Annotated in this window: 23 protein-coding genes and 2 pseudogenes; 14 read left to right on the forward strand and 11 right to left on the reverse strand. The window is 60.8% G+C overall.

The window, feature by feature from the left end; translation table 11 throughout:
- Nucleotides 1-12: 12 nt before the first annotated feature.
- On the forward strand, nucleotides 13-1,884 hold the full coding sequence (locus YY7_RS0103280) for a gamma-glutamyltransferase family protein (protein WP_035689013.1): 1,872 nt from the start codon (nucleotides 13-15) through the stop codon (nucleotides 1,882-1,884).
- Nucleotides 1,885-1,903: 19 nt separating this feature from the next.
- Here the strand turns inward: YY7_RS0103280 and YY7_RS0103285 are convergent, their stop codons facing one another.
- Together YY7_RS0103285 and YY7_RS62945 are read right to left on the reverse strand one after the other, a co-directional pair.
- A complete protein-coding gene (locus YY7_RS0103285; protein ID WP_245287190.1) occupies nucleotides 1,904-2,503 on the reverse strand; it encodes a LysR family substrate-binding domain-containing protein in 600 nt (199 codons plus the stop codon).
- A gap of 165 nt (nucleotides 2,504-2,668) precedes the next feature.
- Nucleotides 2,669-2,806: pseudogene (locus YY7_RS62945) on the reverse strand (helix-turn-helix domain-containing protein); the annotation flags it as partial.
- A gap of 161 nt (nucleotides 2,807-2,967) precedes the next feature.
- On the opposite strand from YY7_RS62945, the gene YY7_RS0103290 reads away from it, so the two are divergent.
- Nucleotides 2,968-3,690, forward strand: coding sequence for an isochorismatase family protein (locus tag YY7_RS0103290; protein WP_028161972.1), 723 nt, complete (start codon nucleotides 2,968-2,970; stop codon nucleotides 3,688-3,690).
- Between the two features lie 57 nt (nucleotides 3,691-3,747).
- Here YY7_RS0103290 and YY7_RS0103295 read toward each other — a convergent pair whose 3' ends face one another.
- The gene (locus YY7_RS0103295) at nucleotides 3,748-4,236 is read right to left on the reverse strand and encodes a GNAT family N-acetyltransferase (protein ID WP_028161973.1); all 489 of its coding nucleotides are present in this window, start codon (nucleotides 4,234-4,236) and stop codon (nucleotides 3,748-3,750) included.
- Nucleotides 4,237-4,719: 483 nt separating this feature from the next.
- Here YY7_RS0103295 and YY7_RS0103300 point away from each other — a divergent pair, with 483 nt between their 5' ends.
- From YY7_RS0103300 to YY7_RS0103320, 5 genes are all read left to right on the forward strand, one after another.
- Nucleotides 4,720-5,769, forward strand: coding sequence for an ABC transporter substrate-binding protein (locus tag YY7_RS0103300; protein ID WP_028161974.1), 1,050 nt, complete (start codon nucleotides 4,720-4,722; stop codon nucleotides 5,767-5,769).
- A 46-nt stretch (nucleotides 5,770-5,815) separates the two neighbouring features.
- Nucleotides 5,816-6,694, forward strand: a complete 879-nt coding sequence (locus YY7_RS0103305) for an ABC transporter permease (RefSeq protein ID WP_028161975.1) — start codon at nucleotides 5,816-5,818, stop codon at nucleotides 6,692-6,694.
- Nucleotides 6,691-7,509 (forward strand): ABC transporter permease, encoded by an 819-nt coding sequence (locus tag YY7_RS0103310; RefSeq protein WP_028161976.1) that lies wholly within the window; start codon nucleotides 6,691-6,693, stop codon nucleotides 7,507-7,509. Before YY7_RS0103305 ends, YY7_RS0103310 begins: the two co-directional genes overlap by 4 nt.
- Nucleotides 7,510-7,581: 72 nt before the next feature.
- The gene (locus YY7_RS50585; RefSeq protein ID WP_245287191.1) at nucleotides 7,582-8,625 is read left to right on the forward strand and encodes an ABC transporter ATP-binding protein; all 1,044 of its coding nucleotides are present in this window, start codon (nucleotides 7,582-7,584) and stop codon (nucleotides 8,623-8,625) included.
- Nucleotides 8,615-9,685 carry a dipeptidase gene (locus tag YY7_RS0103320; RefSeq protein WP_245287177.1) on the forward strand — a complete coding sequence of 357 codons (1,071 nt, stop codon included), beginning with the start codon at nucleotides 8,615-8,617 and terminating at the stop codon, nucleotides 9,683-9,685. Before YY7_RS50585 ends, YY7_RS0103320 begins: the two co-directional genes overlap by 11 nt.
- 493 nt (nucleotides 9,686-10,178) lie before the next feature.
- Here the strand turns inward: YY7_RS0103320 and YY7_RS0103330 are convergent, their stop codons facing one another.
- The 8 genes and pseudogenes from YY7_RS0103330 to YY7_RS64975 all read right to left on the reverse strand — a co-directional run.
- Entirely contained in the window at nucleotides 10,179-11,468 is a 1,290-nt protein-coding gene (locus tag YY7_RS0103330; RefSeq protein WP_051396483.1) for an ABC transporter substrate-binding protein, read from the reverse strand.
- A 15-nt stretch (nucleotides 11,469-11,483) separates the two neighbouring features.
- On the reverse strand, nucleotides 11,484-12,326 hold the full coding sequence (locus tag YY7_RS0103335) for a carbohydrate ABC transporter permease (protein WP_028161980.1): 843 nt from the start codon (nucleotides 12,324-12,326) through the stop codon (nucleotides 11,484-11,486).
- Nucleotides 12,323-13,255, reverse strand: coding sequence for a carbohydrate ABC transporter permease (locus YY7_RS0103340; RefSeq protein ID WP_028161981.1), 933 nt, complete (start codon nucleotides 13,253-13,255; stop codon nucleotides 12,323-12,325). Before YY7_RS0103340 ends, YY7_RS0103335 begins: the two co-directional genes overlap by 4 nt.
- On the reverse strand, nucleotides 13,252-14,367 hold the full coding sequence (locus YY7_RS0103345; protein ID WP_028161982.1) for an ABC transporter ATP-binding protein: 1,116 nt from the start codon (nucleotides 14,365-14,367) through the stop codon (nucleotides 13,252-13,254). The genes YY7_RS0103340 and YY7_RS0103345 overlap by 4 nt, the downstream gene beginning before the upstream one ends.
- On the reverse strand, nucleotides 14,360-15,640 hold the full coding sequence (locus tag YY7_RS0103350; RefSeq protein WP_028161983.1) for an alkaline phosphatase family protein: 1,281 nt from the start codon (nucleotides 15,638-15,640) through the stop codon (nucleotides 14,360-14,362). The genes YY7_RS0103345 and YY7_RS0103350 overlap by 8 nt, the downstream gene beginning before the upstream one ends.
- Nucleotides 15,637-15,819 (reverse strand): hypothetical protein, encoded by a 183-nt coding sequence (locus YY7_RS60035; RefSeq protein ID WP_130222768.1) that lies wholly within the window; start codon nucleotides 15,817-15,819, stop codon nucleotides 15,637-15,639. The genes YY7_RS0103350 and YY7_RS60035 overlap by 4 nt, the downstream gene beginning before the upstream one ends.
- Before the next feature lie 187 nt (nucleotides 15,820-16,006).
- A complete protein-coding gene (locus tag YY7_RS50590; protein WP_051396484.1) occupies nucleotides 16,007-16,741 on the reverse strand; it encodes a LysR substrate-binding domain-containing protein in 735 nt (244 codons plus the stop codon).
- Between the two features lie 42 nt (nucleotides 16,742-16,783).
- A pseudogene (locus tag YY7_RS64975) lies at nucleotides 16,784-16,885 on the reverse strand (hypothetical protein); the annotation flags it as partial.
- Here YY7_RS64975 and YY7_RS56355 point away from each other — a divergent pair.
- From YY7_RS56355 to YY7_RS0103390, 7 genes are all read left to right on the forward strand, one after another.
- Nucleotides 16,841-17,314, forward strand: coding sequence for an FMN-binding negative transcriptional regulator (locus YY7_RS56355; RefSeq protein ID WP_433994486.1), 474 nt, complete (start codon nucleotides 16,841-16,843; stop codon nucleotides 17,312-17,314). The pseudogene YY7_RS64975 and the gene YY7_RS56355 overlap by 45 nt on opposite strands.
- A gap of 310 nt (nucleotides 17,315-17,624) precedes the next feature.
- Nucleotides 17,625-18,359: an aspartate/glutamate racemase family protein gene (locus YY7_RS0103365; RefSeq protein ID WP_028161985.1), complete on the forward strand. Its 735-nt coding sequence runs from the start codon at nucleotides 17,625-17,627 to the stop codon at nucleotides 18,357-18,359.
- 63 nt (nucleotides 18,360-18,422) lie between these two features.
- Complete coding sequence (locus YY7_RS0103370; protein WP_035689015.1) at nucleotides 18,423-19,277, forward strand: VOC family protein; 855 nt, start codon at nucleotides 18,423-18,425, stop codon at nucleotides 19,275-19,277.
- Complete coding sequence (locus YY7_RS0103375; RefSeq protein ID WP_028161987.1) at nucleotides 19,274-20,386, forward strand: M14 family metallopeptidase; 1,113 nt, start codon at nucleotides 19,274-19,276, stop codon at nucleotides 20,384-20,386. The genes YY7_RS0103370 and YY7_RS0103375 overlap by 4 nt, the downstream gene beginning before the upstream one ends.
- 19 nt (nucleotides 20,387-20,405) lie before the next feature.
- Entirely contained in the window at nucleotides 20,406-21,419 is a 1,014-nt protein-coding gene (locus YY7_RS0103380) for a quinone oxidoreductase family protein (RefSeq protein ID WP_028161988.1), read from the forward strand.
- Nucleotides 21,416-21,850 (forward strand): PaaI family thioesterase, encoded by a 435-nt coding sequence (locus YY7_RS0103385; RefSeq protein WP_028161989.1) that lies wholly within the window; start codon nucleotides 21,416-21,418, stop codon nucleotides 21,848-21,850. The genes YY7_RS0103380 and YY7_RS0103385 overlap by 4 nt, the downstream gene beginning before the upstream one ends.
- A gap of 68 nt (nucleotides 21,851-21,918) precedes the next feature.
- Nucleotides 21,919-23,523: an ABC transporter substrate-binding protein gene (locus tag YY7_RS0103390; protein WP_028161990.1), complete on the forward strand. Its 1,605-nt coding sequence runs from the start codon at nucleotides 21,919-21,921 to the stop codon at nucleotides 23,521-23,523.

Raw genomic sequence — 23,523 nt, forward strand, 5'->3', positions numbered from 1 at the left:
AGAGAGGCGAGAATGTCGAGCAATTTGGCACTGGGGAACTTCCGGCTCAGCTACGGTCCTGATGCCGGCGAGGGCGCATTTACGACGAGGCCGGAAATCGTCGGCGCGTTCGGGGTGGTCGCCTCGACTCATTGGCTGGGAACTGCCGCTGGCATGCGGATCCTCGAGAAGGGAGGCAATGCCTTCGACGCCGCGGTGGCCATCGGCTTTGCGCTGCAAGTCGTCGAGCCGCATCTCAACGGGTTCGGCGGCGAGGTCCCGATCATCTTCCACGACGCGAAATCGGGACGCGCGCGCGTGCTGTGCGGGCAAGGGGTTGCGCCGGCAGGCGCCACGATTGAGACGTTCGCCAAACTCGGCCTCGATATCATTCCGGGAAGCGGGTTTCTTCCGGCATGCGTTCCCGGCTCGTTCGGCGCCTGGATGAGACTGCTCCGCGACTACGGGACAATGGACGTCGGTGACGTCCTGGAATCCGCGATCACCCACGCTCGCGACGGTTACGTGATGCTTCCGAGGATCGCCGCTGCGATCCAAACGGTCGCTCCCCTTTTCCAGGAGGAGTGGCCGACATCAGCAGACGTCTATCTGAAGGACGGCATTCCGCCGGCAGGCGCACTGTTTGCGAATCCGGACCTTGCGTCGACGTATGAGAGGATCGTGCGGGTCGCCGATGAAACGCGAGGGACGAGAGAACAGAAAATAGAAGCAGCGCGCAAGGCGTTCTACCAGGGGTTCGTCGCCGAGGCGATCGACCAGTTCGTCCGGACGCCGGTGATGGATACCTCGGGATCGCGGCATGCCGGAATCATCTCCGGACAGGATCTCTCGCTCTGGCAAGAGACGTACGAGGATCCGCTTTCCTTGAGCTATGGCGACTTTCAGGTGCTCAAGCCGGGACCGTGGACGCAGGGACCGGTGTTCCTCCAGCAACTCGCCCTGCTCAAGGGATTTGATCTGTCCTCGATGGATCCCCTCGGCGCCGACTTCATTCACGTCGTCACCGAGTGCTCCAAGCTCGCGTTCGCCGATCGGGAGAAGTATTACGGCGATCCGAATTTTGTCGATGTGCCGATGACAAGGCTTCTGAGCGAGGAATACGCGAACGCGCGACGAGAGTTGGTGGGGAGTGCTGCCTCGCTCGACTTCCGGCCGGGCTCGATCGACGGGTTCGATCATGCCGTGCCCTATGCCATCGGCGACGCCGAGGACGGGAGCGCGGCGCTGGGCGCCGGCGAGCCTACGGTTGCTCGCTCCACGGCCGACAGCGGCGAGCCCGCGATCAGCCGCCGCGGCGCGGTGCGCGGCGATACGGTCCATCTCGACGTGATCGATCGGCACGGCAACATCGTTTCGGCAACGCCGAGCGGAGGCTGGCTGCAAAGTTCGCCGGTAATTCCCGGACTAGGGTTCGCGCTCGGGACGCGAGCGCAGATGTTCTGGCTCAAGCCGGGGCTTCCATCGTCGCTTGCGCCCGGCAAGCGGCCCAGGACGACCCTTTCCGTTTCCCTGGTGTACAGGGACGCGGAGCCATATGCGAGTTTCGGTACTCCGGGCGGCGATCAACAGGACCAGTGGAGCTCGGTCTTCTTTCTGCGCCACGTGCATCACAATCTCAATCTGCAACGCGCGATCGACGCACCGATGTTTCACAACGACCACATGCCGAGCTCGTTCTTTCCACGACGTGCTAAACCCGGCTCGCTGACGATGGAAGGTCGTTTTTCGATGGAGGTGCAGAAGGAGCTTGCGGACAGGGGACATCGCATCGAAATCGTCGACGATTGGTCGCTCGGAAGGCTTTCGGCGGTTTCCAAAAGAGGGAGGGTGCTGCGCGCGGCGGCGAACCCTCGCTACATGCAGGGTTACGCCTTTGGCCGTTGAGTGACACAGTGCGCGCTCATCAGTCGATAGATGAGTGCCGTTGCCCGGCCAGCTCAATGAAGGCGCGGACGGTCTTGGACCTGTTCGTTCTTTTCCAGGCTAGAACCGTTTCAAGACAAAATCTTTGATCGTCGATGGGACGCAGATCGACATTGTGACCGGCGAATCCGATCAAGCTCTTTGGATAGATCGTGACGCCGAGACCGGCCGCGACGAGTCCGAGCAGGGCCATCGGATTCGACGCCTCCAGGCAGACCTTCATGCTCAAGCCTTCCGCCGCGAAGATGTCGCTGAGGCGCCAGCGATACGCTTCCCACTCGCCCATATCTCCGAGGATAAGATCCTGCCCGGCAAGGTCGGCTGGACGTATCTTTGGCGCACGGGTCAACTCGTGATCCCGCGGGGCGACGAGATAAAGCGGCTCTACCGAAACCACCAGGACCTCGAAATCGGGATGGTCGAACGGCCCGATCATGTAGCCGATGTCGATCTCGTCATGCGCGAGCGCCAGCTTCTGACCTTGCGTACGCATGTAACGCAGGTTCAGCGCGACATGCGGATGGAGCCGTCTGTATCGAGAGACTGCCGACGGCATCAGCGTCGTTGCCGCGAAGGACATATAAGCCAGCCGTAGCTCTCCGGTCTTGCCTTGCGCGACAAGACGCGCCGCGCCGACTGCCCGTTCGTAACCCCGCAACAGCTCGACATTTGTTTCGTAGAAGCAGCGGCCCGCCGGCGTGAGCGAAACTTCTCGGGTGGTACGCTCGAACAGCTTGAATCCGAGCTGCTGTTCCAATCGCTGAATACGACGGGTCAGCGCCGACTGATCAATATTGAGGCGCTGGGCGCCGCGTCGGAAACTGAGTTCCTCGGCGACTACCACAAACGACTGCGTGAGTTCGAGGCCTCCGTCTCCGCACATTCGGCGCCTTCCCTACGGGCGAGTGAAGGATATCGATTGATGCAGGCCGTGCAACAACAATTGGCGAACGATCACTTCCGCGCGCGCTGTGTTTCGTCATGATGGCGGGGTCGGGATATGGAGCCGTCGGTCAGGACGGCCGGACAACGAGGAGATTGACCGTGCAGGACATCGACAATCGCGAACTTAACCGCATGTTGCAGCAGGCCTTCGATGCTTCCACGAAGATCTATCAGGAGCGCGGTTTCCAGCGTCGTATCGGATTTGGAAGACGTCCCGCGCTGGTGAGCGTCGATCTCGCCAACGCCTGGACGCGACCCGGCAATCCCTTCACCTGCGATCAGGAAGCGATGGACAACGAGATCATGCCGGGCATGCAGCGGCTGCTCAAGGCGTGCCGCACGAACGGCCATCCGGTGATCCACGTGACTACGGCCTACGAGATCACCGATCGCAACGCACCGTTCACCGACATGGGCTTGTGGCACTGCAAAATACCGATCGAGGTCGTCAATCTCAACGATCGGGCACTCTGGGCTATCGACGCGCGAATCGCTCCGGTCGAAGGTGAATATACCTTGCTGAAGAAGCGGGCGAGCGCATTTCACGGTACGGGCCTTGGGGGAATTCTGCGCGCTGCCGGCGTCGATACGATCCTGGTAACCGGCGTGACCGCGACGGCCTGCGTCCGCACGACGATCTGCGATGGCCTCGCAGACGGCTTTCGCACCATCGCGGTCCGTGAGTGCATCGGTGACCGCGTGCCCGGCGCTGTCGCCTGGAATCTCTATGACATCGACGCCAAGTTCGCTGACGTCCACAGCGTCGATGAATGCGTCGATTACCTGGACAGTGTGGGATCGACGCGCATGGCGGCCGAGTAACGCTCCCGCAGCAACGGCGAGATGGACAGCGTCCCGCCGTTGCTCATACGGAACGGTTCAGTCGCACAGCAACTTGAACATCACAAGCGCATCAACATAGTCGCCTGAGGGCCGACGGAAGGCGAGTGGCAGGCGACCGACGTCCCGGAAGCCAAGAGAATGCCAGAGGCTGACGGCGCGCTCATTGCTGCTGACAACGAAATTGAATTGCATCGCGGAAAATCCCTGGCTCTTCGCATGCAGCAGGGAATGTTCGCACATCTGCCGTGCGATACCTTTTCCCTGAGCGCTCACGTGCGTCATGTAGCCGCAATTGGCGACATGCGATCCGCCGCCGGCCTGATTGGCGCGTAGGTCGTAGGTCCCCACCGCGTTTCCGTCTTGCACCGCAATAAAGGTTTGCCGATCCGTCCCCATCCAATAGCGGAGAGCGTCTGCTTCCGACATGTCCCTGGGGAGTGTGTAGGTCTCGCCGGCGCGAATGACAGGGCCGATGATCGACCAGATCGATGCGCTATCCTCAACTGTGGCCGGCCTTATCTGCAGCATGAGCGATTGTTCCGTGGGTATGTCGAGTGGGGGGAAAGCGAGCTTCGCCGATGAAGCTCGAGCAAAGGCCATTCTAATACAGGGAATGGCGATCCGAGTCGTCCTAGCCCTCGACGTCATGCGGCGCCGCGAAGCAACTTCCCGCCGTGACTTGAGGTGCTCGCGAACGCAACTCAACCTGGGCGCTATTTCGGAATCGCACAACTACGCAAAGTCGACTGCGATGCGATCGCACGCCATTTGCTTAGTAGATAAGCGGCCGTTTGCATACTTACTGCACATTGCCAGGGTCGTACGACGCGACGTCCCTCGCGTCTTCCAACAGCTACAATTTTCATGTCGCATTCATACAAGCCCCGGCTGGCAGTGCACGTATACATTTTTGTGACTTTCGAAGACGAGAGCAAGAGGGGAAGCGGGAGGGCATTCGCAGCCTTTGGCAATGGCGCCAAAGAGCGAGTGGCACCACGGAGGGGACGCATGAGCTATCTGATGAACCGGCGCGGGTTTCTTGCGGGTGCGACGAGCGCGATGGCGCTCATGTCCAGCGCGGGCGGGGTTCGCGCCGAAGGTGGCCAAATCATCGTCGCCAATTGGGGCGGGGACTGGAACGACCGCACGGTCCAGTTCTTCGAAGCGCCCATTGTCGAGAAAGCCGGTTACACTGTTGTCCGCGACCTCGACGGGTTTGACCAACGCAGAACAAAGATCATTGCAAGCCGTAGGCTGCCGCGTGCGCCTATGGATGTCGCGCACATGGACGACGCGACCGCGTTCGAACTGGCTTCGTTGGAAGCGCTTGATGCGATCGATGAACAGGCCGTCCCGCGACTGAAGGATACCCTGTCCATCCTGCGAACGCCCACATTCGTCCCTTGGCAATACAGCGCCTGGATCATCGGCTACAACCCCAAGAAATTGAAGGAAGCTCCCAAGAGCTTTGCCGATCTCTGGGACCCCAAGTACAAGGGCATCGTCGGCCTAAGCGACGCCCACTGGTTTCACCACATCGAGTCCACGGCACTCAAGCTCGGAAAGTCCCTCGACAACATCAATATCGAGGCCGTGAAAGCCAGCATGATGGAATGGAAGAAAGCGGCCAGCCCGCGTATCTATCCGAACCATCTGCAGATCGAGCAGGCGCTCAAGAACGAAGAGATCCTCGTCGCTCCCGAGTACAAGGCGCGCATCCTGCAATTCGCCTCGGAGGGTGTCGATGTGGTTTCCGCTTATCCGGCGGAGGGCGGCATCGGCATCATCTTCGGTCTGGTGATGCCGAAGAAGGGACCGAATCCTCAGGCGGCGAAATTCTACTGCAATGCGTTGCTAGACCCGGACGGGCTCACGGCTCTGGTCCAGAAGTCATTCTATTCGCCATCAAACACCAAGTCGCTGTTGCCCGAAGCTGCCGCCAAGCAGATCGAATTCACTGAGCAAGAGAAGAAGGCGATCCATAACCGGCCCCATGCATTCTGGCTGAAGAACCGCAATGATCTGCTCGATTGGTGGAACAAAGAATTCAAGAGCTGAACGCGTCTAGATGACCACGCTAGTAGTTGCGCCAGATACCAGCGGCATGCGTGCTGTCGCGAAACGTGGCAGATGGGCCGCTCCGTACGCGTTGTCGGGACCGGCCTTCGTCTTTGTCTCGCTACTGTTGATGCTTCCGCTCCTCATGATGCTGCGGTTGAGCTTCTACCAGTACGACGCGGCACAGATGTACATCCAGGCGTTCACGCTGGATAATTACGTCAGGTTCTTCAAGGACGAATTCTACCGTCAGGTGTTGTGGACGACCCTCTGGGTCTCGGCAGTCACGACGTTGCTGTGCCTCATCGGTGGATTGGCTGTTGCGTATTTCATGGCGAGGACGACTTCAGCCATACTGAAGCGCTACCTGATCATCGCTATCGTCTTGCCGCTGTTCATGGGGAACGTGGCGAGGACCGCCGGATGGATCATCATCCTCGATAACAAGGGCTTATTGAATTTCCTGCTGCAACAACTCGACACGGGAGGCGAAACGCTGCAACTACTCTACACGTCCGGCGCGGTCATCACGGGTCTGACGTCGGTACTATTGCCATTCATGATCGTGACGCTCAACAGCGTCATGCACAATATCGACGTATCGCTGGAGGAAGCGTCACTCAACCTGGGGGCTTCCGCGCTGACAACGTTTCGCCGGATCGTCCTTCCTCTTCTGATGCCGGGTATCTTCGCAGGCTGCGTGCTGTGCTTCATCCTGTCGATGAATGCCTATGCGACGCCCATCCTCATCGGTGGGCCAAAGTTCTACATGATGGCGCCGACCATCTACAAGCAGATATCGGCGGCCATGAACTGGCCGTTCGCCTCGGCGCTGGCGTTCATGCTGATCTCCCTGACGATGGTGCTCACGGTCGTGTCCGCCGTAATGTTCAATCGGACGGCACGGATAGGTGCCGTCCGATGACGAGTATCGGCAAGGCGAGCCCGCTCAGGTGGACCTATCTGATCTTCGTATGGGCCACCATCCTGTTCGTGCTCGTCCCGCTGGCGACAACGATATGGGTCGCGTTCTTCAGCAACAAAATCCTTTCATTTCCTCCCGAGGGATACACGGGAACCTGGTTCGTTCAGGCCTGGAGCCTCGAGGCCTTCAGGAGCGGCTTCTTCCTGAGCTTTCAGGTGGCGATTTGTGCATCGGTGCTCGCGCTATGCCTGGGCGTTCCCGCAGCGCTCGCGATCGGCAGATACCAGTTCCGCGGCCGGGAGTTCATCAACACTGTGCTGATGTCGCCGCTGATGATCCCGGCCATCGTCGCCGGCAGCGCGATCTATCTGTTCTACATTGAGCTCCAGATCTGGAGCGACGTTCAGTTCGCCTCTACGGTTTACGGCCTGACTTTGGCCCATGCCTTGATCGCGATACCTTGGGTGTTGCGGCTGCTCGTCGCATCCTTGGCCGGGCTCGATCCTGCGATCGAGGAAGCATCACTTAGTCTCGGCGCGACGCGGCTTACGACTTTCTTCCGTATAACCCTTCCGCTGATACGCCCGGGTATCACGGCTGGCGTTCTGTTCGGATTCATCGCTTCGTTCGGCGATCTTGAGAAGTCGCTCCTGCTGGTCGGTCCTGGTCGTATCACGCTGCCGATCGCTATGCTCAACTATCTGGAATACCGAACCGATCCGACGATCATGGCGGTTGCGACGATCCAGGTTCTCATCATCGCGATCGCGCTCATCGTTTCCGACCGATACGTGCGTCTCGGCCGAACATTCTGAAGAACAAAAGGGCTAACAGTGTCCAACGTCACTCTCCAGAACGTGGTGAAGCAATACGACTCCGTCGTCGCTGTGAGGGAAATGTCGCTCGATATCGCGAACGGAGAATTCCTGGCGCTGCTTGGGCCCAGCGGATGTGGAAAGACCACGACGCTTCGGATGATCGCGGGCTTTATCGAGGCTAGCGCGGGCCGGATCTTGTTCGGCGATCAGGATGTGACCGATCTTCCGCCCAACAAGCGCAATACGGGAATGGTGTTTCAGGGCTTTGCCCTGTTTCCCCATATGAACGTCCATCAGAACATCGCCTACGGACTGGAGATGCGCCGCGTTCCCAAAGGCGATATCCAACAGCGCGTGGCCAAGGTTCTGGACCTGGTGCAGCTCGGCCGTTTCGCGGAACGCATGCCACGACAATTGTCGGGAGGGCAGCAACAGCGGGTCGCGTTGGCCCGCGCACTGGTCATCAATCCGCATGTGTTGTTGCTGGACGAGCCGCTGTCGGCTCTCGACGCGAAGCTGCGACACGACGTTCGGCTGCAGATCCGACAATTGCAGCAATCGCTGGGGCTGACGACCGTGTTTGTCACCCACGACCAGGAGGAAGCGCTTAGCCTCGCCGATCGGCTCGTGGTGATGAACGGTGGCGCGATCGAGCAGATCGGGAGCCCCGCCGATCTCTACGAAAGACCGGCTACGCCTTTCGTCGCCGACTTCATTGGTAAGACAAACTTCTTCAAGGGAACGCTGGCGGGCGACAGGTTCACGACCGATACGGGAATTTCCCTCAGGGTTGCGCCGAAAATCGCGCGGGCGACGCTGCTTGGGGTAAGGCCCGAGAAAATCAAGATTGCGGTCGGCCCGGCATCGGCGGCAACGGTGCTCGCCGATGCGAACGAGATCGACGGGGTGGTCGAGCTCATCAGTTATCTCGGACCTTTCACCGAGTATCAGATTAGGGTCCCCGGCGAGCAACGGCTTCTGGTTCAGCAGGCCAATCGGGACGTGCCGGAAGCGGTACAGCCAGGGCAGGCGGTCAGGCTCACGATTGCTCCGGAGTGGTGCTTTCTCTTCAATGCCGACCCGGGCACGAAGGCCCTGGAGGGTGAGCCGTAACGGACCATCACCACTTGGTACCGGCGGCGTCGCCATCGCTGCCCGGCGTTCGAACATCGATTTGCGTCAGGAGAACAAGAATATGTCGTCGCAACTGCACGAGCGCTCGATCGTCATTGACGGTCTGATCATCTCCAATTTTGGCCGCGATATATTCGAGGATATGCGAAAGGGGGGGCTTACGGCCGCCAATTGCACGTGCTGCATTTGGGAGGGGTTCACCGAGACGATGCGGAACGTGATGCAGTGGAAACACTGGTTCCGCGAACATGGCGATCTGATCAAGCAGGTCTATACAACCCAGGACATCATGGCTGCGAAAAAGGAAGGCAGAACCGGGATCGTACTGGGGTGGCAGAATATCACCGGTATAGAGGATCAGATCGGCTATCTCAGCCTCTTCAAGGAGCTCGGCGTTGGCATCATTCAGATGGCCTACAACACCCAGAACCTCGTGGGCACCGGCTGTTATGAAAGCAAGGACGGTGGGCTGTCCGACTTTGGACACGAGGTGGTTGCCGAGATGAACCGACTTGGCATCCTGTGCGACCTCTCGCATGTCGGTCCTCAGACGAGCACAGACGTGATCCTTGCTTCCAAGAAGCCCGTGACTTACTCGCACTGTCTGCCCGCCGGGCTCAAGTCCCATCCGCGCAACAAGAGCGATGAGCAACTGAAGTTCATCGCCGATCGCGGCGGGTTCGTCGGCGTTACGATGTTTCCTCCCTTCCTTAAACGCGGGGCTGAAGCATCAGTAGACGATTACGTCGAGGCGATCGAATACGTGATCGACATCTGCGGCGAGCGAAACGTCGGCATTGGGACCGACTTCACTCAAGGCTACGGGCAGCCCTTCTTCGATTGGATCACGCACGACAAAGGATACGGACGCAAGCTCACGGACTTCGGGAGCGTGATCAATCCGCAGGGCATGCGTACCATCGGTGATTGGCCAAATCTCACGGCCGCGATGGAGAAACGCGGCTGGAATTCAAGCAAAATCGAGGGCGTGATCGGAGAAAACTGGCTGTCGGTCTTGCGCGAAGTCTGGGGTGCCTAGATCGCCTGCATACGAATTCGCATAGTAATTGATTGCCACCACTTGTGCACGCCGGTTTGTTGAGGGCGCCTTCCATGAGGAGCTGGTTCACGCAGTTGAGGGCATCGCTTAGGTTCCAAGGAGACGTCAGCGATTTCCACATCTGTCCCGACGGTGCGCAGGTGTCGCTACCCACGGGAGTGAAACAAAGCGACGGGGTTCTTGACTGCCTTGATCGTGCCGGCCTCGACGCTGAAATTAACGAACATGGTCCGGTTCAAAGCGAAAAGGACGGCCGAGTTGGAAGAGGGCGATAGCTTCTCATTCTTGCCTGACACATTCTTGGCTTTAGAGCGTTTTCGAGCCAAGCGTGCCCTCGGACTTGATCCGAGGGTGGACATCGGTTCGCGTAGCAATCAAGTTTACGCAGATTGCGTAGACTTATCTGCGCAGAAAACGCGTCAAGACAAGAATCTAGAACTTCGGTTCTGATTCAATCAGAACCGAAGTTGCTCTAGCCGCCGCATTTGGGCATGAGGCCGTTCACATCCTGCACCAGGCTGGGCATCACTTCCGCGGCGGAACGCTTGCCCGTCACCAGGCTTTCGGTGTGGTTCTTGATCACTTCGATGATCTTCAGCGAATTTCCACCCGGAAAGGACGCCCAGTCCGTCAGCACCGGCAGTTGCTGAATGCTGGTCATGTGGTTGGGGTTCTTGGCATAGAATGACCCGAGGAGCTCGGGTGACTTCACTGCAATCTCATTGCCGGGCATGTAACCGGTATAGTTCACCATCAGCGTCTGACCGATCGGGCCGGTGACAAACTTCACATACTCCCATGCCGCCTTCTGCCGCTCTGCATCCTTCGCGAAGACCATAGCGACATTTCCGCCGGCAGGCAGCTTGCCGCCAGGTGCCGACAACGGAAACGCGACGGTCTTGAAATCAAAGCGGTTGCCGATCTGGCGATCCGCTGCGGCGACATAGGACGTGGAATCGACGAGGATGGCGACGCTGCCGGCGACGAATGACTGACGCACTTGGCTGATACCGAAGTTGGGCATTCCTGACTTGCCAAAAGACTCCAAGGTCTTGAGCGCCCACATGCCGGCATCGTCATCGAAGGCGATTGTGCAGCCGTCGGCCTTCAGCATGCGTCCAGCGCGGCTGGTGACGAGCGACTGCAGCAGCCAGTTTCCGGTCTGGTCCCATTGGTAGTAGAATCCCGTCACGCCGGCTCCGGCACTTGCCTGAATTTTCTGACCTGCGGCGACGAGCTCGGGCCAGGACTTGGGCAGCGCAGTCGGATCGAGACTGGCCTTCTTCACGAGGTCGGCGTTCACATAGAGCACCGGTGTCGAGACCGCGAAAGGCAGACCGTAGAGCTTGCCTTTCCATTGGCCAAGCGCTGCGAGCGTTGAGTAGTAGCCGAGTTTGTCGAGACCACCATCCGCCGCCACAAAGGCATCGAGGGGCGCGCCGAGGCCGCGGTCCACGAACAAGCCGATCTGGTTGATGCCGTTGAAGGCGATATCCGGAAGACGTCCGGTGATCTGGTCGCGCAGGATCTGCTGTGCCCCCTCCTCGTAGCCGGCCGCCGGGTTGCGGAATTTTACCTTGATCTCGGGATGTGTCTCGGTGAAGCGCTTGGCCAGCTCCTGGTGAAGAGCGTTGAAAGTCCCCGGCGTGGTGTAAAGCACGTCGAGCGTTACCTCGGCATGGGCGGGCGCGAGCGCGAAGGCGGCCAGCAATGTGGCACCCACGACCCTCAACACACGGCGCGGCAGCAGTCTGTCGAACATGATGGTGTCCTTTGGTTACTTCATGGCGGTGGTCGCCAGCCCGTCGATGAAGCGGCGCTGGGCGAAGAGGAAAGCGAGCAGCAGCGGGGCGACGATGATCGTGGCGCCGGCCATCAGTGCGCCGAGGAATTGGCCGGCCTCGTCATCGCGGAACAGGAGAATGCCTAGCGCCGGTGTCGAGATTTCTTCGCTCCGCACGGCGATGAGTGGCCAGAACAAGTCATTCCAGTGGGCCACTACCGAGAAGATGCCGAAGGCGGCGAGCGCGGGCGCACTCATGGGCATCATGATGCGCCAGATGATCTCGAACTCACCGAGCCCATCGAGCCGGGCGGCGTGGATGATCTCGTCGGGGATGGATCGGAAGAACTGGCGCAGCAGGAAGATGCCGAAGGCCGAGATGATCCAGGGAAGAATGAGAGCCGCGTAGGTGTCGAGCAGCCCGAAGACGTAGAGCAGGACAAAATGGGGAATGGCCAGCGCCTGCGGGGGTACGAGAAGCCCCACCAGCACCGCGGAAAACAAGGTGTCGCGCCCGCGGAAGCGCAGTTTGGCGAGGGCGTAGGCGCATGGCACGCAGATCACGAGCTGCAGCGCGAAGATGACCGCGCAGACGAAGGCACCATTGAGCAGGAAACGGAGCATCGGCGCCGCGGTCAGCGCAACGCGATAGTTCTCGACGCCGTGGAAGGATTGGGGCCAAAGATGGAAGTCGGGTTGAAAGATTTCGTCCGGTGGCTTCAGGGATAAGCTGACCATCCATACGAAAGGCAGCAACGCGAATGCTGCGGAAGCGACGAGCAAGACGTGGCGCGCGATGCGACCTGCGAGCCGGCGTCGGGGGCGGTGTGCACTCATGAATAGTGCACCCGGCGTTCGATGAACCGCGCCTGGGCAATCGTGAGGGCGATCACGATAGCAAGGTAGACCACCGTCAGGGCCGCGCCGTATCCGGTGCGCAGATAGTCGAAGCTTTCAGAATAGAGCCGATTCAGCAAAACCTCGGAGGCGTAATTCGGACCGCCCTGGGTGAGCACGCGCACGCTATCGAACACCTCAAAGGCGCGGCTTGCGGTGAGGACGATGACGAACATGGTGACCGGCCCCAACATGGGGAGAGTCACGATGCGCAGCCGGTCAAAGAGGCCGTCCGCGCCATCGACTGCAGCGGCATCGTAGAGCTGCTGGGGCACCGCCTTCAGGCCGGAGACAAAGAGCACCATGGCGAAGCCAAAACCTTGCCAAATGCCAATAAGGGCGACGGCGAGGAGCGCGGTATGCTCGTCCCGCAGCCAATTGATGCCGGTCATGCCGAATACGGCGAGCGTCCGGTTGACCAGGCCGATGCTGGGATGAAGCATTGTGCCCCACACCACGGCCATGGCCGACATGGTGGACATGACTGGCAGAAAGTGCACCGCGCGATAGAAGCCGCGCAGGCTAGGGCTCGCTTCGATGAGCAAAGCTGTGGCAAGGCCAAGCCCCACCGTCCCCGGCACCACGATAGCCACATAGATGCAGGTGTTTATCAGGGCCTTCCAAAAGGGCGGGTCCGCCCACAACGCTGCAAAATTCTCGGTACCGACGAAACGGAAGGTGCTGGCGCCCAATTGCCAGTCGGTGAAAGAGAACAGGATCACCGCCGCGGCCGGGCCAAAGAGCAGGCAGATGAGCAGGATCAAGGCCGGCGAGACGGCGAGCCAGCCGACGGTGGCCTCTGCAGCCTGATGCTGCCGACGACGGGCAGCGGGGCGAGCACGGCGGTGGGCCAAGGCCATCACGCTCATGCTGCCACCTGCTCGATATCGCCGCAGCGTCTGCCAGCCTCATCGAACTGCAGCAGTCGCGCGGCATCGACCTTGAGCCCAACCGCGCGGCCGAGCGAAAGGCGCGGTTCGTCGGGTGCGGTGCGGATCACGACGGTTTCCGAGCCGTCGCGGAGCGCCACATGCACGAAGATATCCGAGCCGAGATTTTCAAGATCCGTCACGGTGCCACCGGGCAGGCCAGCGGTTGGCGTGGTCAGGACGGCTGCTTCAGGACGAAATGCGAGGTGCTTGGTCTGCGGTGCAAGGGCTGCCGACAGAATCGGTCGATCGTCCGCCCAATGGCCGCGAGCGACCACGTTGATCTTGGGGCTGCCGATCATCTCTGCCACCTTCAGATCCCGGGGGTCGCGATAGAGCTCGTCTGGAGGGCCCACCTGGAGCAACTCGCCGCCGATCACCACGGCCACGCGGTCCGCCATCGTCATGGCCTCCGACTGGTCGTGCGTGACATAAACGAAGGTGACGCCGAGGCGGCGGTGCAGCGCGGTGATTTCCGCGCGCATCTGCACTCTGAGCTTGGCGTCGAGATTGGATAGCGGCTCGTCCATCAAAAAGACGGTGGGATGCCGCACCATTGCGCGCCCAAGGGCGACGCGCTGGCGTTGCCCGCCGGAAAGCTGGCCGGGCTTGCGGTGGAGCAAATGGGCCACGTCGAGCATGGCGGCGGCCTGCTCCACCTCCACGCGAATGGTTTTTTCGATGCCGGTGCGACCCGGCAGCAGCCCTCCGATCAGCGGCAGGCGCTGTGCGAAGGAGAGTCTCCGCGTGCGCAATGGCAGCGCGATATTGTCGAATACGGTGAGATGGGGATAGAGGGCGTAGGACTGAAACACCATGGCGACGTCGCGGTCCTTTGGACGGGCACCATCCACGGTCCGGCCGCCCACGCTCACCTCGCCGGCGTCTTGATCTTCGAGCCCGGCGATGATCCGCAGCAAGGTGGACTTGCCGCAGCCGGACGGTCCCACCAGGGTCAGGAATTCTCCGTCCTGAATCTTCAGGGAGACGCCCTTCAGGACCGGCACCTCGCCATAGCGCTTCTCGATGCCGCGCAGCTCGATCTCAGCCACAGCCGCCTCGCTGTAGCGCGTTGCCGTCTGTGCCGGAGCCGGGCAGACCGAGATGAGCAAGAATGGTCGGTGCGATGTCGATAACCGAGGCTGCTTTGGAGCGCACCGCTCCGGCCAAGAAGCCCGGACCTGAGATCATCAGGAAAGGGGACTGCTCGGCAGCCCCAAGCCCACCGTGCTGACCTGCGCCGATGACATCTTCCTTGCCTTCGGAACGCTTGGCGGCAAAGCTTGTCCCGACGATGCCGAAAGCGTTGGGAGCCTCGGTGTCGCGCATGGAGACGGCACAGGCGAGTCCGTTGTCGGTGGACTGGCCAATACGGTGCAACTCGGCCCTGGTCAGTACGGTGCCGGCCCAATCTTGGCCGGCCAGGAAGCTTGCGATCGCCGCCTCGCGCCTAGCGGCGTCCGGGTGAAGATAGATCAGTGCCGAAGTGCCGTTGGAGGCGACCACCACCTCGTCGGAATCGAGACTTTCCTTGAGGCCGGCGGCGACCAGCTCGGCCTCGATGTGGATGACGCCGCTCACGGTTTGATGACCGTGATCGGATCCAAGGAGAAAGAGCACATCCTCACGGTCGGGCAATTGCGCCACAGCGTCCATGACGCGCTTCGCGTTCCGATCGGCTTCCGTCAGGACAGCCAGGTGTTCGGGCGAGCCCAGCGGCAGTGCGTGCTGGGACGAGTCGGGTTCGCCCAGCCACATCAGAGTGAGGGCCGGAGGACCCGCGGCCAGCACAGTTTCCGCAATGAAACGCTCGGTCATGGCTCGATCGCCAGCCACGTCCAGGCTCACGCGAAGCTGCTCAGCTTCGGGCAGAGGAATGCGGCCTCGCCCGAACGAGCCAGCGCGATGATAGATGCGTCCATGGCCGTCGGGATCGTGAGCATAGGCCGCACCAGGCGACACGTTGCTGAAGATCACCGCACCACCGTGCTCACGCAGCCGCTCGGCCAGAGTAGGAACGCCAAGGGACCGTCCGGTGACACGTCTTTTGTGCTGGAGAAAATCCGGCCGCCCCGCATCGTGACGCACAAGGCGGCCGTCTTCAACGAGGACCATGGTGTTGCCCTGGAGCCCGTGGTGCGCCGGCAGGCAGCCGGTGGCGAGGCTGGCGGAGACCACGCGCGTGCATGAAGGAAAGACCGTGCTGTAGTCTGAGAATTGCTCGGCGTGCGCGGCGAAGGCGGCTACGTGCGGCGTAGTCTCGGGACTGATGAGGTCCCGGCGCAAGCCGTCGAGGATGACGAGGATGGCGCGGCGCACGTTCATGCATCCACGTCGTTGAGCGGCACGAAAGAGGCGCGACATTCGCGCAGCAGCCGTGCTGGGTCGCTGGTGCGACCGGCTTTCAACCGATGTTTGGCCATCTTTGGCCGCTCGGGCCACGCGCGGAGTTTTCCGTTTACGTCCTGAGCAAGCCGGATCGGCGTCGGTTCACCACTTTGCATGTCGTTCCATCGTTTGCGCCTGAGAGGAGGCGACTCCTAACGGAAGCCGACGACACTTTTGTGACTTATGAGGTACATTTGTTCCGAACGCCGAATTGCGATGTGGAGCGTGTGGCAGGGAGACGGATGTGCTGGACTAGGCAACTCGACGTGGCGCCCGGGCCAATTGTTTAAGACTGCGTTCGCCCTAGGTGCGCTTGCGCGTGATCGAAGGCTCTTCGAAGTCTGTCCGGCGGATCTCATTGAAGAGTGCTTCAGCGGCTGCCGATAATGTGCGACTGCGCCGGCGGATCAGATAGATCGGACGAGAGATCCGTGGTGCTTGCAGAACTCTGACACCAAGTGTCGGACGCTCGAACTGGTGGACGCTAAGCGACGGAACTATTGTGATGCCCAGACCTGCTTCCACCATGCCGGCAAGCGTCGCCATGTAATTCGCTTCGAGATGGGCTTTTAGTTTCGCGCGCTCAAAGGCGGCCTCGAGAGCGCGGCGAACACTACTGTTGTGCGTCAGGTGAATAAACGGATAGGACGCGATGTCAGCGGCAGCGATCTTCTTTTTCGCCAGCAACTCATGGTCTGTGCGGCACACGAGGTAGAAGTGATCGGTTGCCACGACCTGCCCGTCCAAGTCCTCTGCACCGTCAAGTGTCGACAGGGCAAAGTCAACGTCGCCGTTGCGTACCAATGATACGCACGTCTCCGCTATTGCATCGGTCAGCGACAACTGAACGTTTGGATGCCGGGTTGCAAACCGTGATAGTATTTTCGGCATCCAACCGGCAGAGACCGATGGCAGTGCCGCGATCGACACCCGGCCCCGGCGGCGCGCCGCCCGGTCGCGGAAAATCTGAATAACGTCGGACAAATCCGCGTGCAACTGATGAGCGAAAGGCTCGAAGACCTCACCATCGGGAGTCATTTCGACCCTCCGCGTGGTCCGGTCGAACAGCTTGGCTCCTAACGCGTGTTCGAGCGACGAAATGCGGGTGCTGAACGCCGACTGCGACAGCCCGCATCGCTGGAGCGCCAGCCGAAGGCGGTGTTCGTCTTCAACGGCCCGAATGCGTACGTGTCGGCTCAGTGGTACACGAAGGAATGTCCGGCGGCGCCGAGCTGGTCGTATGCGGTGGTCCATGCCCATGGTGACGTGCGCCTGCTCGACCGCGCTGGGCTCGATCAGGTTGTCGATGACCTGGTGCGTGTCAATGAAAGCCGCTTTCCCACCCAGTGGTCGATCGCGGACTACAGCCCGCAGCGCCGCGCCGCCTTGATGCCGCACATCGTTGGGTTCTCGATGGCAGTGACGCGGCTCGAACCCAAATTCAACATCAAGCGGCACTACAGTGACGCCGACAAGCGCGGCGCCATCGTGGGGCTCATCGAGACCGGCAAGGATGATGCCCGACAGATCGCGCGACCGATGGCTGAGACGCTCTCGGTGCAGGGTGATCGCCCGGCTAACGACATTCTTGACAATTATTCAAAGGGCTAGCGCCGAGCTCGCCCTGAACGACCACGGGTCCGTCGCCAACGACTAAGCCTCGACGAGCAGACGGAAGAACCGTCGATCAATCCGTACGGAAGACAGGTTGTCGCGCTGAGGACAACGAATAATGAGTCCCGCAGCATGTCTGATTCGGGACGCCCCAAGATTGTGAAATCCTATTCCAGAATTCGCTCGAACTATGAAGTCTATTTTCAGCTCGAAGCTCCTATAAGTCCTCGATACGCAACCGAATTGCGCAACGGCGTTGCTAGTCTTTCCACAAGGCAGAAATGTCGCGTGGAGCGAGCAACAGGAAATGCGAACGATTGGCTTGATCGGCGGAATGAGTTGGGAGAGTACCGCCGTCTATTATCGACGGCTCAATGAACAGGTCCGAACCCGGTTGGGCGGGCTTCACTCCGCCGAAATCCTGATGAGGTCGGTCGATTTCGATGCCATCGTCAACCTGCAGAAGCAGGGACGCTGGGACGAAGCCTGCAGGATTCTTGCAAATATCGCCCGCGAGCTGGAGGAGGGCGGCGCCGGCTGCCTCCTGATCTGCACCAACACCATGCACAAGCTCGCGGACGAGGTGCAGCGGGCGGTATCGATCCCGCTGTTGCATATCGCCGACGTTACCGCCAGCGCGATCAAGGCCGGCGGATGCAAGCGCCCGTTGCTGCTGGCGACACGCTACACCATGGAACAGGACTTTTATGTGCAGCGGCTGCGCGAGCAGTTTGCGCTCGATCCGATCATTCCCGACGAAACAGATCGCATCGCTGTCCATGACATCATCTTCGATGAGCTATGCCAAGGCGTCGTCAGCGAGCGGTCGCGCCGCCGCTACCTCGATGTTATCGCGCGCGGAAAGTTAAACGGTGCCGACAGCGTGATCCTCGGTTGTACCGAAATCTGTCTGTTGGTCGGACCGCAACACATTGATCTTCCAGTGTTCGACTCGACGATGCTGCACGCCGACGCTGCCGTGGATTTCTCCATGACGAAACAAGCGTCTCATCCGCGTGCAGCGCAGGGAATGAAATCCTGAAGTGGCACCGATCTTGCCTGAAAATCAGCGAGCCGCGAGTAGGTCTGTAAGGAAGTGAGTGAAATGGCTCTGACTATCGATGCGGTGAAGCCCGTTCTCGATCACGCCGTCATTAACGTGATGGGGAAGCTCGACGAGGCGGCCGCGCAATATGACCGGCTCGGCTTCAAACTGACGGAACGTGGTCATCATTCGCTCGGCTCGAGCAATAACCTCGCGATCTTCGGCGAGAACTACCTGGAACTGCTCGGATATCTGCCGGGGAACGAGATCAGGCGCGCCGACCTGTGGGCACATCCGCCCGGGTTGACCGGGCTGGTGTTCAAATCGGTCGACCCCGACCTTGTCTTTGCCGCCTTGAAACAGCGCGGCATTCCAGCGGAGGAGCCGATGGGCTTTTCGCGCCCGGTGTCGCTTCCGGGTGGTGCGCAGGACGCGCGCTTCAGGGTGGTTCGCGTCAGCGGCGAAGAGGTGCAAAACGGCCGCACCTTCTTCTGCCACCACGATACTCCGGAACTGGTCTACCGATCGGAATGGCGTGCGCACCCGAACGGTGTCACCGACATCGTCGAATTCGTCATCGCGTCGAAAGCGCCGTTGCGCACCGCTGCCCTGTACGAGCGGGTGTTCGGCGCACCTTTGCTCACTGAGGTACCTGGCGGCGTATCGTTCCGTGCCGGCACCGCCATCATCCGTCTACTGGAGCCGTCGGCAGTTGCCGAACGCTATGCCGGTGCAGCGCTGGTCGACGAGAACGGTTCGGATCGTATGGTCGCCCTGGTGTTCAAGGTGCCTTCGCTCGAGGCTCCGCGGACGGTGTTCGAGAGGTCGGGGATCGGTTACCGGCCCTATGTCGACGGGATCATCGTCAGCCATGCCGACGCAGCCAATGTGGCGCTCGGGTTCACGGCGCCATGATGATCGATTTCACCGAGAGCTTCGCCTTGGACTATGCGGGCGCCCGCGCCAAGTTCCGCGCGACTGCGGCCGAACTGGGTGGCGCGCTTTCCGACTATCGTCATCCGACCCTAAAGACGCCTGACGGCCAGGATCTCGTGGTCGACGTCGCGCGGCTCGGCGATGCGGCCGCCCCGTCGCAGTTGATCGTGATCAGCGGTACGCACGGCCTTGAAGGTCTCAGCGGCTCTGCGGCACAGATCGCCTGGATGAAAAGCGCTCAAGCGCGCGCGCTGCCGCCTCGTGTCTCCGTGTTGCTGGTGCATGCGATCAATCCGTATGGTTTCGCGTGGGGCACTCGCACGACCGAGAATAACGTCGATCTCAACCGCAATTTTGTCGATCACGAGGCGCCGCATCCTGCCAATCCCGGCTACGCAACGCTGTACCCGGATCTGGTCCCGGACGATTGGACGCCGCCCGCCCTTCAAGCCTATGCCGCAGCGCTCGATCGTTTTCGTGCCGCGCACGGCGATGATGCATTGTTCAATGTGCTGGCGAGCGGGCAGTATGACTTTCCCAATGGCAATAATTTCGGCGGCGTCGCTCGCGAGTGGTCGAACGTTACGCTGGAGAAGATCGTCGTCGATCATCTCGGCAAGGCTGAACGTGTCGGTTTCATCGATTGGCATACCGGGATCGGGGACTGGGCTCAGTCCTTCTTCCTTTGCTTCAACGACGAAAACGGGCCGCTGCACGCCGAGGCCGTGCGCTGGTGGGGCAAGGAGCGGATCATCGGCCAGCGGCCACACAACATGGCGCGGCCGAACTATCAAGGGCTGGTGTTCCACGGCCTGACGACATTCCTCGGCCGCCGGCCGATGGTCGGCGCGGTCGTCGAGTTCGGCACCCGCGGCGTCCATGTCCGGCGCGCGCTGCAACTCGATCTATGGCTCAAGTTCAAGGCCGAACGCGACAGCGAACGGGTGCGGCTTTTGAGAGCCGATCTTCACGACTGCTTCGTGCCGGTATCGGCCAATTGGCGCGAGCAGACCACCGAACAAGCAATCTCAATAACCCAACAGGCGATCGACGGACTGGCGACCTGGTCGCTTGCCGCGGCGGCCTAACACGGAGCTGAATGACAAGATGCGTGCCGTAATCCTTCGCGAACATGGCGACAACGACAAGCTTCAATTCGTGCCTGATTATCCAACGCCGAGGGCGGCGGAGGGTGATGTCGTCGTACGGGTCAAGGCCTCCTCGATCAACTACCACGATGTGTTCACCCGCCGCGGCATGCCCGGCATCAAGGTGCCGCTGCCGGTCATCATCGGCCTCGATGTGGTCGGCGAGATCGCGGAGATCGGCGCGGGCGTTAGCGGATGGAAGGTCGGCGATCGCGTGCTGATTGACCCGGTCAATCGCGTCGAGGGTGGCCTGATGGGCGAGACCCAGGACGGGGGCCTCGCAGAATATTGCCGGGCCAAGGCGCACCAATTGGTCAAGATTCCCGACAATGTCGGCTTCGAGCAGGCGGCGGCGCTGCCGGTGGCTTACGGCACTGCGATCCGCATGATGAACACGATCGGCAAGATCAAGCCGGGTGAAAAAGTGCTGATCCTTGGCGCAAGCGGTGGCGTCGGCGTCTGCTGCGTGCAACTCGCCAAACTGGCTGGCGCCTATGTGATTGCCTGTGCCGGCAGCGAGGAGAAGGGGCGGCGGCTCAAGGAGCTCGGCGCCGACGAAATCATTCTCTACACCCAGACCGATTTCATGAAGGCAGTCTTCGAGCGCCACGGCAAGCCGCATCGCCGCCGTTTCGTCGAAGGCGGCGGCGTCGACGTCGTCGTCAATTTTACCGGGGGCGACACCTGGGTGAAGTCGCTTCGCTGCCTGAAGCTGGGAGGGCGTCTGCTGACCTGCGGCGCCACGGCCGGGTATGCGCCGACCGAGGACATCCGTTTCATCTGGACTTTCGAACTGCAGGTTCTCGGCTCCAACGGCTGGGAGCGCGAGGACATCGAAAAGCTATTCGATCTGGTGCAGGCGGGCAAGCTGCAGGTCCTGATCGACAAGTCCTATCCGCTCGAACAGGCCAAGGAAGCCGTGCGCGTGATCGAAGATCGGGCGGTGTTCGGCAAAGTCGTGGTGACGCCGTGAGCAAGACAGAAGTCACGACCCTTACGGCCGCCGACATCCAGAAGATGCTGGATGTCTCGCCGTTCAATCTGTTCCTCGGCCTGACCGTCATTGACGCCGATCCGGTCAAGCAGGAAGTCACCATGCGCTCGGCGATGCGTCCGGAATTCGAGCGTCGCCCCGGCTCGAAGCAGTGGCACGGCGGCGTCATCGCTTCTGTCATCGACACTGTCGGCGATTTTGCCGTTGGCATGATGGTCGGACGGGGCCTGCCGACCGTCAATTTCCGCGTCGACTATCTCAAGCCTGCGGTCGATACGGCGCTGGTTGCGGTGTCACGCGTGCGCCGCGCCGGCAAGAGCGTCGGCGTCGCTGACGTCGACGTGTTCGACGAGAAAGGCTCACTGCTCGCGATCGGAAGGGGCACCTATTCGACGCTGGATGCAAAGTAACAGCGGGAACGGGGCAAACGGGCGCTGCAATAAGAGCCCGTTCGACGCAATCATAGAGGGGCTACACGATGAGCAGGTTTTCAAGACGCGACTTTCTGATAACCACGGCGGGTGCGGCGCTCGCATCAGGCATGGCCGGACCTGCGCTGGCTGGGCTCGAAACGCCAAAGCGTGGCGGCACACTGATCGGTACCTGGGGCGGCTTTGAGCCGCAATCCCTGTTCGTGCCGCCGGGCGGCGGCTCAAGTCCATACTTCACCTCGACCAAGGTACTGGAGCGCCTGATCCGCCTGACGGTCGATTTGAAGTTCGAGCCGGTGCTGGCCGTCGACATCAAGCCATCGGCCGACTTCAAGAGCTATACGATCAAGCTGCGCGAGGGCGTCACCTGGCATGATGGCAATGCCTTCACTGCCGACGACGTCGTTTTCAACGCGATGCAGTACTGGAAGCCGATCTCGGCAGGGGTCTCGCTCGACGCGCTCGAGGGCGCGGAGGCCGCCGACCCGCTCACCGTGGTGCTGAAGTTCAAGGCGCCTGTCCCGGAGTTCTTCCTCAAGTCCGTTCTAGCAGGCAAATCCGGTTTGGTGATCCCGAAGCACATCTATGCCGGCAGCAACATCATCACCAATCCGATCAACAACGCGCCTATCGGTACCGGCCCGTTCAAAGTCAAGGAATGGGTGCGTGGCAGCCATGTCGAGTATCTGCGCAACGAGAAATACTGGAACCCGGGACTGCCGTACCTCGACCGCCTGGTCATCCGCTGGTGGCGCGATCCGGCGTCACGGGCTGCTGCTTTCGAGGCGGGGCAACTCGACATCGGCACCTTCAATCCGATCCCGATGCCGGATATCGCGCGGCTCACCTCCGGCGGCAAGTTCATTGCCGAGACCAAGGGTTATTCGAACTCGGCCTGGGTGACGACGATCGAGTTCAACCAGCGCCGCGAGATATTCAAGAAGCGGGAGGTGCGGCAGGCCCTGATGCAGGCCATCGACCGGCAGTTCATCGCCGACACGGTGTTCTTCGGCCGCGCCCGTCCCTCGATCGGCGCGGTGGCGAGTTCGAATTCCATCTTCTTCACCAAGGACGTCCAGGACTATCCGTTCGACGTCAAGAAAGCAGAGAAGATTCTGGATGCTGCAGGTTTCCCGGTGAAGGGCGGCTCGCGCTTCAAGCTCAGCCTGGTTTCGGCCGGCTGGTTCGAGGAGAACATCAAGATCGGCCAATATGTGAAGCAGGCGTTCGAGGACCTCGATATCACCGTGGATCTCGCGGTGCCGGATCGCGCCACCTCGCTCAAACGAATCTACAGCGACTACGACTATGACGTCGCGATCTCCAACAATTCCGGGAGCGTCGAACTGATCCCGAGCACGACGCAATATTACACCACCGACGGCATCGTGAAGGGCGCCGCGTTCCGCAACGCGACCGGCTATTCCAATCCGAAGCTCGATGAGATCGTCGCCAAGATGACGGTCGAAACCGATGAGCCGAAGCGCGTCGCGCTGGCCAAGGACTTCGATCGCCTGGCTACGATAGAAGCTCCGCTGCTTCCGATGGTCGATCTGGAGCCGGTGACGATCGTCCGATCGGACGTCCGCAATCATTCCGCTACCGCCGACTTCATGGGGGAAAGCTGGGCCGAACTCTGGCTCGATCGCTAG

The sequence above is a fragment of the Bradyrhizobium elkanii WSM2783 genome (assembly GCF_000472865.1).
GTDB lineage: Bacteria > Pseudomonadota > Alphaproteobacteria > Rhizobiales > Xanthobacteraceae > Bradyrhizobium > Bradyrhizobium elkanii_A.